Genomic DNA, 13,029 nt, shown 5'->3' on the forward strand with positions numbered 1-13,029 from the left:
ACCACACGATTTCACTCCCGCGGACGGCGGCGACATCGGCAGCTGCGAAACGCGAGGCCTCCCGTGACCGCGTCCCGATGGTCTGCGTTCACTGAAGCCGGCGGCGGGCTCGGATGCCCCGAGCCCGCCGCATCTGCCTTCTCCGTCGAGTCAGCGTGTCTCTACATACTCGCTGGGGTTGTACTCCAGTGACGCGCGCCAATAGTCGATGTACTTCCACGGGCTGTTGACAATAACTCTCCCGGCCTTGTTGCGGAAGTAGGACGTCGTTCCTTTGTGGGACCAGATCATCTGGTCCATCAGGGCGTCGACGCGCTTGTTGTAGTCGTCGCACACCTCTGCGCGAACCTCTACCGACGTTGCCTCTCCGGATGTTAGTCGCTCGATTCCTTGGAGCGCGTAACGCAGTTGAAACTCCGTTGCCAAAATCGCACTTCCGCCATGACCAGCGAAAGTGTTGGGGCCGTTGAGGAGAAAGAGATTGGGAAAGTCCGGGACGGTGACGCCCAAGTAAGCTCGTGCATCGTCCGGACCCCAGGTTTCGACCAGAGAGCGACCGGACCTGCCGTGCACGTCCATCGGGTAGAGGAACTGTTGAATCTTGAACCCCGTTGCGTACACGACGATATCTGCGGCGTACTCGATACCCTCCGCGTCGACCACGCCGGTCGGGGTGATCCTGACCACCCGACTTTCGACCAGATGTACGTTGTCGCGAGTCAGCGTTCGGTACCACCCGTTGTCGAGCAATGGACGTTTGGTGTACGGGGGATACGTAGGCAGGGTCAGATCGAGCAGATCCTGCCGGTCGCCCAGTTGCTCCTTGATGTACTCCGTCAGGAATCTACGGTGATTGTCATTGGTCTGGTTGATCGATCGCTCTGGATGTTCCCAGTCCGGATCGATTCTGAGGGAGTCGTGCAGACGGTCCCCGAAGTTCCAGAATGCGCGCAACCGATACCATCGGGTGTAGAAGGGAATCAGGTCGTTCGCCAGCTTCACCCCCTCGCCCAGTTCGCGCTGATAGTTCGGGTGGGGGAGCGCCCAATGACGTGAACGCTGGAAAATGGTGAGCTCTCGCGCGGTGTCCGCCACTGCCGGTACGAGTTGCATCGAACTGGCACCAGTACCGATGACAACGACCCTTTTTCCTGTCACGTCAATACTCGGGTCCCATGCCGCGGTGTGCAGAGCGAGCCCGGTGAAGGTGTCTGATCCCTCGATCTCAGGAATGCTCGGGCGATTGACCTGTCCGACAGCGGAGATCAACGCGTTGTACGACCTTGTGATCCGGCGTCCATCCGCGGTGGTTGCGGTGACCTCCCATACGCGTGCATGGTCGTCCCACGTTGCGGAACTCACCTCGGTGCCGAATGTGACGTTCTTGACGATGTCTGATGACTCGGCGATGTTCTGGAAGTACTCACCGACTTCGTCGCGCTTGGCAAAGTAGCGTGACCAATCCCTCTTCGGAGCGAATGAGTACGAATAGAGACTGCTTGGTGTGTCGACACCGCACCCGGGATAGACATTCTCCAACCAGGTGCCGCCGACACCGTCGTTCTTCTCCAGGATCTCGTACTCGACACCGGAGGCATCAAGCTCTCTCGCAGCAGCAATGCCCGACATTCCCGCGCCGATGATTCCGACGATGAACCCAGGCGCCGGAGTCGTCAGTGGAACGGACCGGCTGATGATTCCGAGCTCCTCGCTCAACAGCGGCCCGTACTCGGAAGGCACGTGCTCGTGAAGGACGGCGCTCAGGATCTCGGCGACTCGCTCCGGGGTTGTCTCCTTCGGAGACAGGGCACCGGAAGCATGTTGCTTCGTCACGACTTTGATCGCCTCGCGGATCTCATCCTGAATGTCTTCAGGAAGTCCCCCCGTGTCGTTGTCGTCGAGCCCGCGGGCGCGTTCGGGCGCGTACGGCTGATGCAACCATTTGTCATCACCTGTCAAGTGGGCGAGAACGGCGATCAAGGTCGGGATGTTCGCGCTCTGAAGGGCTGCGTCCAGCTGATCTTCGACCGAACCGGTTCCGACCCGCATGCTCTGTGAGGTGGCTGTCATGAGTACTCCTTCGGGCCGGTCGTCGATTTACGAGCGCCGAATGGGTCGCGCGACCGGTGGCTGGTGATGGACCGTCGAATAATTTTAAGTCTTGGCGTCTCAATATATCCTGCACCTGCCGGCACTGTCAACCGTCCCCCGTGCAGGGCGCCCCTGGACGGAGATTTAAAGCGCGCGTGGGCACTTGTCGACGAGCGCGTCGACGGACCGGCACGCGGAGGCCAACGTTCGCCACCCAGGGGCAGGCCATCGACGACGCAGATGCGCGCCTGCGTTGTGAACGATCGTTCTCGACGTCATACTGACCCGCGTGAGTACCGAACAGGCGATCCTTGAGGCAGCGGAGCATTTGTTCTACGAGCGAAGTTTCGATGGTGTGGGAGTGGCTGCGATCGCGGGGCTGGCGGGCGTGGCGCCCTCGGCGATCTACCGGCACTTCGAGGGCAAGGACGAGATCCTTGCGGTGCTGTTCGACCAAGCGATCGATGCACTGCAGCGGTCGACAGCCGAGCAGCACTCCGACGTCGAGGCCGAATTGGCTTATCTGATCTCGGGGACCGTCGAGTTCACCTTGGGGCACGTGCGCCTCGCAGCGATCTGGTCCAGAGAGGATCATGCTCTCGTAGACCCTTATCGACGGCGAGTTCAGCGTCGACAGAAGCAGTATGTCGATCGGTGGGTCGCATGCCTCGACGGTTGCTACCCTGGCTGGCGCCGACCCGACCTCATAGCCATGGTCAGGGCCGTGCACGCCATCTTGACGTCGGATCTGACCCGTCCGGCGGCCGCTCCCCGGTCAGCGGTGGTGAGGGAGCTGATCACGGGCGCGGCCACCGGCGCCTTGTCCGTGTTGGCGAGGCCGGACGGGGTGCGCCCCGTGTGAGGATCGAGCCGACGATGTGCCGCCCGGCGAAAGTGTCTGCGTCAGTTTGCGGAAAGCAGTACCGCTGCGGCCATACCTCCCCCTGCGCACATCGCGGCAACCGCCAGTCCGCTTCCGCGCCGGGCCAGCTCGTGAGACAAAGTGGTCAGCATCCGAGCCCCTGATGCCGCGACGGGATGTCCGAGTGAACATCCACTGCCCCAGGGGTTCACCAACTCGTCATCGAGGTCGAGCGAGCGAACGGCCGCGATCGGGACCGACGCGAAAGCTTCATTGATCTCCCAGAGAACAACTTCTCCGACCGAGACCCCGGTGCGTGCAAGGAGTTTGCGGATGGCGGCGGTCGCCGCAGTGCCAGTCTGCGCCGGGTCCACCCCCACAGCGGTCCAGCCACGGATGACGGCAAGCGGTGAGGCGCCGATCTGGTGAGCTGTCTCCGCATCTGCGATGGTCAGGATCGATGCTGCATCGTTGATCCCGCTCGCGTTTCCCGCCGTGATCGAGAACCCTTCGATCTCCGGGTGGATCACCCGCAACGCCGACAACCGTTCCATGCTGGTGTTCGATCGCGGGTGTTCGTCTGTGTCGAAAATTGATACCGCGCCATCGGGGTCGGTGATCTTGACAGGGACGATTTCTGTTGCGAACTGTCCGTTGGCGGTCGCAGCTACGGCACGCTGATGCGAACGCAGTGCCCAAGAATCCATGTCGACTCGGCTTATTCCGTTGTTCTTGGCCGCGTTCCAGCCAACTGTGATCGACATGTCATGCGCGGGTGCGTCGGGTGTCGGACGGTGAGATTCTGCCAACCACTCGACAGACGGGTCTGAATTCTGCCGAAGAACAGGCGCTGTCGACGAGGACTGGACGCCTCCGGCGAGGATGATGTTCGCGGCGCCGGCCATGATCTGTGCTGCAGCGTTGCTGACGGCGGTCAGTCCACCCGCGCAATGCCGGTTGAGTGCTTGGCCGGGGACACCGGACAAGCCTGCCTCTATGGCCGCGTAGCGCGCCAAGTCGCCACCGCCATAGAGCGACTCCGCCAGGATGACATCGTCGATCAAGTCCGAAGGGAGTCTCGACTTGTCGAGGGTGTCGGTCAAGACTGCGCCGGCCAGGTGACTCGCCGGAACCTCGCGGAGGCTTCCCTTGAACGAGGTACCGATGGCGGTACGGCAGGCGGTCAAGATCACGGCGTCTGTCATGGCAACGCTCCCGTTCCGGGGCGTCCGAGACGGCGACCCAATGTGAGATATCATGTTTCAATAAGGGTAGGCAATGACCTGCGCGACGTCAATGCGCCCGTCCGGGTGCGAGCCCGCTGTCGTGGCCAGTACTGGAGGCCCTATGTCAGACAGTCCACAGAATGTCGTGAAGACCTTCTACAGCGCGATGGCGAACGGAGATGTGCCGTTGTTGGAGCGGGTGATTGCGGAGGATTTCGCTGCCGCGGCCACCCTGGCGCGGCCGGAGTCGCTACCGGGGGGCGGTGTTCTCAACGGGCCTGAGGCCATAGTTGGGTTCCTGCGTCGAGCGGCCGGAAAAGCGCCGCTGGTTGTTGATGACATCTCCGTTGCAGACGATGGCAGTCGTGTGTTCGCGACGGTCACGATCACACTCGGCGGCACGAAGTCGACGGCTCTCGAGCAGTGGACCATGGATGACGGCAAGGTCACTTCGATCAGGGCGTACTACTGGGATACCGCTGCCATGCTCGGACCTTCTCGCGACTGAGGATTCGGTGGGGGGTGTCTAGCCCGCGGTACGAACAGCCGGACGCGCATGAAGCGGGGTGCGCTGTACCTGCGTTACCGAGCCACTTCTGTGCGGCGAGGATCGTTGCGGTGCGATGAGATGAGCTGGACGGCGGCCTCGGCGATCTCGTCGGAGGTGAAGCCTTCCGATTCGCGGTACCACCTCGACACCCAGATCGCCATCCCCAGGAGTAGTCGAGTGGTTATCCGTGGATCTGACCACTGCAGGACGCCGGCCTTCATTGCTCGCGTCACGGCCGTGGTCCAGATGGATTCGTAGTCGCGGCTCCAATCCTGCCAGCGTGAATACGCTTCAGGCGCGAGCCCCACGCCGCCGAACAGGACTGCCAGGTAGCGCCTGGTCTTGATGGCGGCCTCGATCTGAAGGCGGAGCAACCCCAGGAGGGCTTCCTCTGGGTCCGGATTCTCCTGCATGAGTTCGACCGCACCGGAGCTCAACTCCTGCGTGAGGCGCTCGAGGACAATTCCGAGCAGGTCGTCCTTGGTGGCGACTGTGCGGTACAGGGTTGCGCGTGAGACGGACAGTCTCTCGGCGGCGGCTTCAATCGAGACTGCATCGTAGCCACCTTCGGAGAACAGTTGGACCGCTACATCGGCTACGTCGGACATCGCGATCTGCCGTCTCGGCCTGCCGGGACCACGCCGTGGAGGTACGCCGTTCTCCGGCTCGACCGCCTCGGCGGCCATGTCAACGGGCTTTCCTGCCTTCGTCATGGGGTCCTTCATCTGTTGGTGTTCGATGGTCGCACGTCCGGTCCATCTTAAGATGCCGGGTCGCAAAACAAAGACTGTTGACCCCTCGGGGGCGCGGCGCCTATATTGAGACGAAAGCGTTCAAAAACGCCTGTTTGAGCTCCCATCCGCCGATGAGTGCGCGACGGGCAAGATCAATTAATCGAAAGGGCAGCGACGTGACCGATTTCGAGGCACTCAGCGTTCGCCACGCGGACGACATCTGCGTCATCACACTCAATCGACCGGAGCTGCTCAATCGGTTCGACGCTCAGTTGGAAACCGAGCTGACCGAGGTTCTGACGTCCTTGCACAGCCCGTCCGACGTGCGTGTGGCGGTTCTGCTGGCACAAGGGAAGGTGTTCTCGGCGGGCGGCGACTTCGAGATGATGCTCGAGTGCAATGTGAACATCGAGGAACGGTTGGCGGCGCTACAGCGAGCACGTGAGTTGCTGGCCGCGATCACCTCCCTGCCGATCCCGTTGATCACCGGCGTTCATGGCGCGGCCATCGGACTCGGCGCGACTGTGGCCGCGGGTAGCGATGTGGTCGTGGCGTCGGCGAATGCAAAGATCGCCGACACCCATGTGGCCGTGGGACTCGCTGCCGGCGACGGTGGAGCGTTGTTCTGGCCGCAGGCCGTGGGCTCGATGCGGGCTCGGCGCTACTTGCTCACCGGTGAACCCTTGCCGGCAGGCAAGGCATATGACTTCGGCCTGGTGACCGACCTCGTGGATGATCCCGCGGACGTCGAGCAGGCCGCGATGGCAATCGCAGCGACCATCGCAGCCCTTCCTCCGCTCGGAGTCCGCGGTACCAAGGCGGCGCTCAATCAGTTGACCCAGCAGCGTGCGGGAGAGGTGGTCGAAACTGCGCTGCTCTGGTCGGGTATGACCCTCGGCTCCGCTGATCTGGCAGAAGCGGTGACATCGTTCAAGGAAAAGCGCGCAGGAAAGTACGAGGGCCGCTGACATGTCCCTGACTGTTGAACAGGCCGATCTGGTCGCGGCGCTTCGCGACTTCTGTCAGCGTGAGCTCGGCACACGCGAGCAGCGAGATGCCCTCACGCACAACGGGGAACATGCCCACAGCGACGTCATCTACGCCAAACTGGCGCAAGCGGGTTACCTCGGGATCTCGATTCCTGAGGAGTACGGCGGCAGTGGTGGCGGGTTGATGGATCAGTGCCTGCTCCACGAAGAGCTCTACCGGGGGCTGGCGCCTGTTCACGCCATCGGATCCACCCACACGGTGGCCGGTATCTACAAGCGGTTCGCCACCGAGACTCAGAAGAAGGCGACGTTGTCGGCGATCTCGAACGGTGCCCCGATGTCGATCAGCATCTCCGAGCCCGAGGCGGGCTCCGACGCAGCCAATATCGGGTGTAGAGCGGAAAAGGTCGACGGCGGCTATCGCATCAATGGCCAGAAAACCTGGTGCTCGGCGGCCCAGCACGCAAAAGCGATTCTCCTGGTGGCTCGCACCTCCAGGGGAGAGCGCCGCCATGAGGGATTGTCCATGTTCGAAGTGCCGGCCGATGCGCCGGGTCTGTCGATCGTAGGTATCGACACCATGGGCGGCGCCTTGGTGAACGACCTCTACTTCACCGATGTGTTCGTCCCCGATTCCGACGTTGTCGGCACGGTCGGGAATGGTTGGCATCAATTGATGGCCGGTCTGAACGGTGAGCGTCTGGTCGCCGGCGTGGAGGCCCTCGGTATGGCGCAGCGCACCTTCGACGACCTGCTCGGATATCTGCGTGAGCGTAAACAATTCGGGAAAACGATCGGTTCATTTCAGGCCGTGCGCCACCGTGTTGCCGATCTGGCCATCGAGATCGAGGCCTCGCGAGCGTTGGCCTACGCGACCGTTGCCGCAGTCGAAGCCGGGACAGCCCCCGCGGACGAGTTGGTCAGGAAGACCTCGATCACGAAGGTGAAGCTGACCGAGACCGCCAAGGCCGTTGCCCTGGAGGGCGTGCAGCTGATGGGCGGCTACGGATACGCCGTCGAATACGGCATGGAAAAGAATCTGAGAGACGCAATCGCGCCGACCATCTACGCCGGAACCAATGAGATCCAGCGCGAGGTCATCTCGGGCACCCTGGGCATGAAGTGACGCGGACCCCAGGAATCATGTCCGGCAACCCGTTCTGGGGTCGCGAGGCCTTTACTCGCTGCGAGGAGACATTGTATGACGATCGACAGTGACGTCGTGGACAACGGTCTGGAAGAGATACGGATCAGGGTTCGCACGCTGACCGACCAGTGGCGCACCACAGGACTCTACGACCCCCGCAGCGATTCATGGGTGCGGTCCTTCGACCTCGACTTCAGCAAGCAGCTGGCCGAACACGGGTTGATCGGGATGACCTGGCCGACCAGGTACGGCGGCGGCGGATTGAGCAACGTGGCACGCCTGACAGCGACTGAGGAGCTGTTGAGGGCGGGCGCCCCGGTTGCTGCCCACTGGATCGCCGACCGCCAGATCGGGCCGTCGATTCTTCGTCACGGCAGCGAACAGCTCAAGGAAGAGATTCTGCCCGGAATCACCAGGGCGGACCACCTCTTCTGCCTGGGGATGAGTGAGCCCGAGGCGGGCTCAGATCTGGCCGCGGTCCGCACCGTGGCCCGTCGTGACGGCGCCGGCTGGCGGATCACCGGGCGCAAGGTATGGACCAGCGGCGCGCATCGAGCCACCCACGCCTACGTGCTGGCGCGAAGCGAGAAGACCGAACGCAAGCATGACGGGCTCAGTGAGTTCGTCGTCGACATGTCCGAGCCAGGTGTGCAGGTCACCCCGATCATCGACATGGCAGGCGAACATCACTTCAACGAGGTCGTCTTCGACGACGTCCCCGTTCCCGCGCACTGGTTGATCGGCACAGAAGGCCAGGGCTGGAAGCAAGTTCTCGAACAATTGTCCTTCGAGCGAGGGGGAGCGGAACGGGTGCTCTCGACGTACCCGTTGCTCACCGCAATGATCGCCGAGTGCCGTGATCGCGGCGAGCGGGCCGAGCTCGCCGAGCTGGGCACACTGTTCGCCCGGCTGACGGCTCTACGCAGGCTGTGCTGGGACGTCGCGCGCAAACTCGATGACGGCCAGGCGCCGGTCCAGGAGGCGGCGACGTTGAAGCTGCTCGGCAACGAGTTCGAGCGAGACGTCGTCTCGGCTGCCAGGACCGGTCTCCGACGATTGGGTAACGGGCCCGACACTGTGTTCGGGCAAGCGTTGCTGGCCTCGCCGGGGTTCAGCATTCGGGGCGGGGCCGCCGACGTACTGCTCTCGATCATCGCCAAGCAGGAGGCTCGAGCGTGACCGAACAAGACTCACTTCGTGAGCTGGTGTCAGATCTGATCGACAGCCAGACGGACGTCGACGATCATGCCGCACTATATGAGCGGTTCGACGAGTCTGGTCTGCTCTCGGTCGGTATCGATGAAGAACTCGACGGGTCCGGTGGCACGCTCGCCGATGTGGTCGCCATCGCTGAGGGCGTCGGTTTCCATGGCGCCAGCGTTCCGATCGTCACGGTATCCATCGCGCGTTGGATTGCGGCTGAGTCGGGCAATGCCGGTGTGTTGACAGGTGTCGTGACCGCCGCGTTGACGGAACTGACCGAGGACGAGTTGCTCACCCAGGACCTCGAGATCACCGCTGTGGCGTGGGGACGGCATGCGCACCATGTGATTCTGTGTCCGTCAGACGGCAGACCGGTTGTCGTGTCTGCCGGAGACGACGGCGTTGACACCGTCAAGGGCTCGGACCTGGCCGGAAACGCCAGCGACACCGTGCTGGTCACGTCGTCTGCCACACGGGTTGTGCTCGAACGCGCTCCAGAGCCGGAAGCCATCAGGGCCCGCTTCGCTCTACTGAGGACTGCTTGTCTGGCCGGTGCGATCCGCGGGGCATACAACCTCACCCGCGAATATGTTCGTACCCGAGAGCAATTCGGTGCGCCACTCGTCAAGCTACCGGCGGTGGCGTCGGGTATCGCAACCGTGCGAACGAAGGTGCTCGAGGCCGACGCCGCACTGTCGACCGCCGTGCGGGCCTGGCCTTCGACCACTGCGCCGTCGGATGTGCTGCCGATCGTGGCCGGTCGCGTCGTCGCCGCGCGATGCGCTTCGGACACTGCTCGATTGGCCCACCAGCTGCACGGCGCTATCGGAACCACTGAAGAGTATCGCCTGCACCGACTCACCGCGTCCCTCTGGGCATGGCGCGACGCCGACTTACCCGAAGCCGATTGGGCCACGCTGCTCGGTGAGATGGTGACACGCGCCGGGGAGCGGGCCACCTGGGATTCGCTGGGCCCGCAAGCAATCACAGCCGGGGCAGCCGAGGGATGACCTCCGACTACGGTCTCGACGTGCATGAAGTCGGCGCTGGGCCGGCGGTGGTCATGCTTGCCGGATTCGGACTCGACCATCGACTGTGGGATGCCCAGGTGGAGTTCCTGGCATCTCACCGACGGGTTGTGTGTGTCGACCTCCTGGGCACCGGCCGGTCGGACAAGCCGTTGACCGGGTACTCGACCCAGAGCCAGGCACAACTGGTTGACGACACACTGCGCGCCCGCGGCATCGACGAGTTCGCCCTGATCGGTCATTCCTTCGGGGGAATGGTGGCGTTCTCCATCGCTGCGACGTCGCCGGAAAGTGTTGAACGGTTGATTCTCGTGAGCAGCAACGGAGTTCGGGCCGCCCGATGCGAGCAATTTCCGTTCGGTCCCCCCGGTGATCGAATGCTCTCTGCACTTGTCGACGCCGAACGGTCTGCGCGCGCGGCAAGTCGACGCCGCACACTGGCGGCGGGTTTCGCCACACCTCCAAAAGCGCACGTTCTCGACTTTCTCGCGGGCATCTTCATGGCCATGCCGTCGTGGTCGGCGATAGCCTCCTACGAAGAGATGTTTGCGACGGACTTTGTTCCGCTCATCGAACGCCTCACGATGCCGGTGGCCCAGATTGTCGGTGACCTGGACCGAGTCCACCCCGTCGCAGGGGCGCGGTGGCTGCAAGAGCGCCTGCCCGACGGAGTCCTCGAGGTGATTCCTGATGTCGGCCACTATCCGATGTTGGAGAGTCCCTTGACCTTGAACGCGTTTCTCGGGAATTCACTCGGTCTCGCGCCCAGCTGATCTGGACTGACACCCGAACCGCTGTACGCCGGTTACGGCGCGACCGATGACCGAGATGAAGGAGTGGCCATGGCGGAAAGCAAGTACGTGACGTACGGCACCATCGCGGACGGCACGATAGCCCGGATTACGCTGAACAGACCGCAGTATCGAAACGCGCAGAATCGCGGACTGCTCGTTGAGTTGGACGAAGCCTTCCTCCGCGCTGAACGAGACGACACCGTCCGGGTGATCATCCTGGCCGGCAACGGCCCCGCATTCTCGGCTGGACACGATCTGGGCACCGCAGACATGCGTGCAGAACGTGAACCCGGGCCTGACCAACACCCCACGTTCACCTGCAACGGTGCCACCGGCGGGCTCGTCGAGAGCCGATACCGGCAGGAGTATCACTACTTCTATGACAACACTCGGAGGTGGCGGAACCTCCGAAAGATCACGATTGCCCAGGTCCACGGGAAGGTACTGTCAGCGGCCCTGATGCTCACCTGGTGCTGCGACCTCATCGTCGCGGCCGACAACACGGAGTTCGCAGACGTCGTCGGCACACGATTGGGAATGTGTGGTGTCGAATACTTTGGACACCCCTGGGAGTTCGGCCCTCGTAAGGCCAAAGAGCTTCTCTTGACCGGTGATTCGATCGGCGCCGAAGAGGCACACCAGCTGGGAATGGTCAGCAAGATCTTCACCCCTGACGAGTTGGCCGACAAGACCGAACTCTTCGCGCGCCGGATAGCAGAGCTGCCGACCATGACCGCACTGACCATCAAGGATTCCGTGAACCAAAGCGTGGACGCGATGGGGTTCGCCACCGCCCTCGATGCGAGCTTCTCGATCCACCAGCTCAACCATGCTCACTGGACGGTGGAATCGGGTGGCAGCTCGGTGGTCGGCACCCCTGAACTCGGCTTGAGCGAACGTTTGGTGACTGCCCCGATCCGACCGTCGAACGTCACGGAAGCTTGATGGCAAACGTCAACAGCAACGCCGGCGCGCTGAACGGACTCAGGATCCTCGACTTCAGCCGTGTGCTTGCCGGACCCTACGCGACGATGCTTTTCGGTGATTTCGGCGCAGAGGTGATCAAGATCGAACGTCCCGGCGAGGGGGACGACACCCGGTCCTGGGGTCCGCCATGGCTCGGCGAGGACGCCACGTACTTTCTGGCCGTGAACAGGAACAAACGGTCCTACACGCTCGACCTCAAGGACGACACCGCGCGCAAGGAGTTGCTCGCCCTGGCGCAATCGAGTGATGTGGTCGTCGAGAACTTCCGGCCGGGGGCGATGGCGAAACTCGGCCTCGGGTACGAGCAACTGAGCGAGATCAACCCGCGTTTGGTGTACTGCTCGATCAGTGGGTTCGGGTCGTCCAGCGGTAGTCACCTTGCCGGTTACGATCTGATCGCGCAGGCCGCCGGCGGTCTCATGAGTGTCACCGGCCACGCCGAGACAGGTCCGGCAAAGGCCGGAGTCGCCTTGGTGGACATCATCACCGGCCTCCACGCGACCATCGGGATTCAGACTGCGCTCCTCGAACGCCACCGGACCGGCCAAGGACAACTCGTCGAGGTGAACCTGATGTCGTCGGTGCTGTCTGCGTTGTCCAATCAAACGTCCGCCCACATACTCACAGGTGCCGTTCCAGGACTGATGGGAAACGCGCACCCGAGCGTTGCGCCCTATCAGCCGTTCGAAGCGGCTGACCGCCCCGTTGCCATCGCTGCGACCACCAACGCCCAGTTCGTGAAGCTGGCGAATGCCTTGGACCTGCCGCAGCTGGTCGACCACCCGTCGTACAGGTCCAATGCCGATCGGGTCGCACACCGTGAAGCGTTGGCCGCCGAATTGGAACACGTGTTGCGAAAGCAGACCGCAGACCACTGGTTCGGAGTGCTCAGCGCGGTCGGGGTTCCTTGCGCGCCGATCAACGACATGAAGCAGGCAGTCGAGTTGGCGACGTCGCTGGGATTGGACCCGGTGGTCTATCCAGAGGGCAAACCCGACGGAGTTGCCCAGGTTCGTAACCCGATATCACTGTCGCGCACCCCCGCGCGATACCGAACCGAGCCGCCCGGCCTCAACCCTGAAGTGGGCGTCCTGCCCAAACCATGAGGCCATGGGTCCAATTCACGGTCGGATGTCAGGGTGTGGTGGAACCACCACACCCTGACTAGTGCGATGAATCGCCGTGGGTGGGGGCATCGTGGTGCGGGGTTGTTAATCGTGTGGTCGAAACCTGCCGACCCACCGGCTTCCTCGGCAGAAATCGAGGATGAGCGCGGCATACACCCAGTCCGAATTCGTGCGGATGGAGGCCAGATCCGGGCCCCAGCGCGTGGGTGCCGCTGGGGTGAAGTGTCGATCCGCTCGATCGTTCGGCCGCGACGTCCCGGCTCCCCCACTGAGGATGGTCTGCGCGTCTCA

12 protein-coding genes are annotated in these 13,029 nt (G+C 62.9%); 9 read left to right on the forward strand and 3 right to left on the reverse strand.

All coding sequences use genetic code 11. The annotated features are described in order from the left end of the window. Window positions 1-150: 150 nt before the first annotated feature. Window positions 151-2,070: an NAD(P)/FAD-dependent oxidoreductase gene (locus MHN80_RS10870; protein WP_239401516.1), complete on the reverse strand. Its 1,920-nt coding sequence runs from the start codon at window positions 2,068-2,070 to the stop codon at window positions 151-153. A gap of 310 nt (window positions 2,071-2,380) precedes the next feature. On the opposite strand from MHN80_RS10870, the gene MHN80_RS10875 reads away from it, so the two are divergent. Then, on the forward strand, window positions 2,381-2,953 hold the full coding sequence (locus MHN80_RS10875; RefSeq protein WP_239401518.1) for a TetR/AcrR family transcriptional regulator: 573 nt from the start codon (window positions 2,381-2,383) through the stop codon (window positions 2,951-2,953). Window positions 2,954-2,994: 41 nt separating this feature from the next. Here the strand turns inward: MHN80_RS10875 and MHN80_RS10880 are convergent, their stop codons facing one another. Continuing rightward, entirely contained in the window at window positions 2,995-4,158 is a 1,164-nt protein-coding gene (locus MHN80_RS10880; RefSeq protein WP_239401520.1) for a thiolase family protein, read from the reverse strand. A gap of 166 nt (window positions 4,159-4,324) precedes the next feature. On the opposite strand from MHN80_RS10880, the gene MHN80_RS10885 reads away from it, so the two are divergent. Beyond that, window positions 4,325-4,687 carry a nuclear transport factor 2 family protein gene (locus MHN80_RS10885; RefSeq protein ID WP_239401522.1) on the forward strand — a complete coding sequence of 121 codons (363 nt, stop codon included), beginning with the start codon at window positions 4,325-4,327 and terminating at the stop codon, window positions 4,685-4,687. Between the two features lie 74 nt (window positions 4,688-4,761). Here the strand turns inward: MHN80_RS10885 and MHN80_RS10890 are convergent, their stop codons facing one another. Next, a complete protein-coding gene (locus MHN80_RS10890; protein WP_239401524.1) occupies window positions 4,762-5,415 on the reverse strand; it encodes a TetR/AcrR family transcriptional regulator in 654 nt (217 codons plus the stop codon). 104 nt (window positions 5,416-5,519) lie between these two features. On the opposite strand from MHN80_RS10890, the gene MHN80_RS10895 reads away from it, so the two are divergent. The 7 genes from MHN80_RS10895 (at window position 5,520) to MHN80_RS10925 (ending at window position 12,717) form a co-directional block, all read left to right on the forward strand. Continuing rightward, window positions 5,520-6,431 carry an enoyl-CoA hydratase/isomerase family protein gene (locus MHN80_RS10895; protein ID WP_239401526.1) on the forward strand — a complete coding sequence of 304 codons (912 nt, stop codon included), beginning with the start codon at window positions 5,520-5,522 and terminating at the stop codon, window positions 6,429-6,431. A gap of 1 nt (window position 6,432) precedes the next feature. Next, on the forward strand, window positions 6,433-7,578 hold the full coding sequence (locus MHN80_RS10900; protein ID WP_239401528.1) for an acyl-CoA dehydrogenase family protein: 1,146 nt from the start codon (window positions 6,433-6,435) through the stop codon (window positions 7,576-7,578). 75 nt (window positions 7,579-7,653) lie between these two features. Next, window positions 7,654-8,778 (forward strand): acyl-CoA dehydrogenase family protein, encoded by a 1,125-nt coding sequence (locus MHN80_RS10905; protein WP_239401530.1) that lies wholly within the window; start codon window positions 7,654-7,656, stop codon window positions 8,776-8,778. 26 nt (window positions 8,779-8,804) lie between these two features. Further along, the gene (locus MHN80_RS10910; protein ID WP_239401532.1) at window positions 8,805-9,812 is read left to right on the forward strand and encodes an acyl-CoA dehydrogenase family protein; all 1,008 of its coding nucleotides are present in this window, start codon (window positions 8,805-8,807) and stop codon (window positions 9,810-9,812) included. Between the two features lie 53 nt (window positions 9,813-9,865). After that, a complete protein-coding gene (locus MHN80_RS10915) occupies window positions 9,866-10,603 on the forward strand; it encodes an alpha/beta fold hydrolase (protein ID WP_275447635.1) in 738 nt (245 codons plus the stop codon). 21 nt (window positions 10,604-10,624) lie between these two features. Further along, window positions 10,625-11,569 (forward strand): enoyl-CoA hydratase, encoded by a 945-nt coding sequence (locus MHN80_RS10920; protein WP_374206341.1) that lies wholly within the window; start codon window positions 10,625-10,627, stop codon window positions 11,567-11,569. Next, the gene (locus MHN80_RS10925; protein WP_239401538.1) at window positions 11,569-12,717 is read left to right on the forward strand and encodes a CaiB/BaiF CoA-transferase family protein; all 1,149 of its coding nucleotides are present in this window, start codon (window positions 11,569-11,571) and stop codon (window positions 12,715-12,717) included. Before MHN80_RS10920 ends, MHN80_RS10925 begins: the two co-directional genes overlap by 1 nt. Window positions 12,718-13,029: the final 312 nt, after the last annotated feature.

The organism is Gordonia sp. McavH-238-E (assembly GCF_022348225.1).
Lineage (GTDB): Bacteria > Actinomycetota > Actinomycetes > Mycobacteriales > Mycobacteriaceae > Gordonia > Gordonia terrae.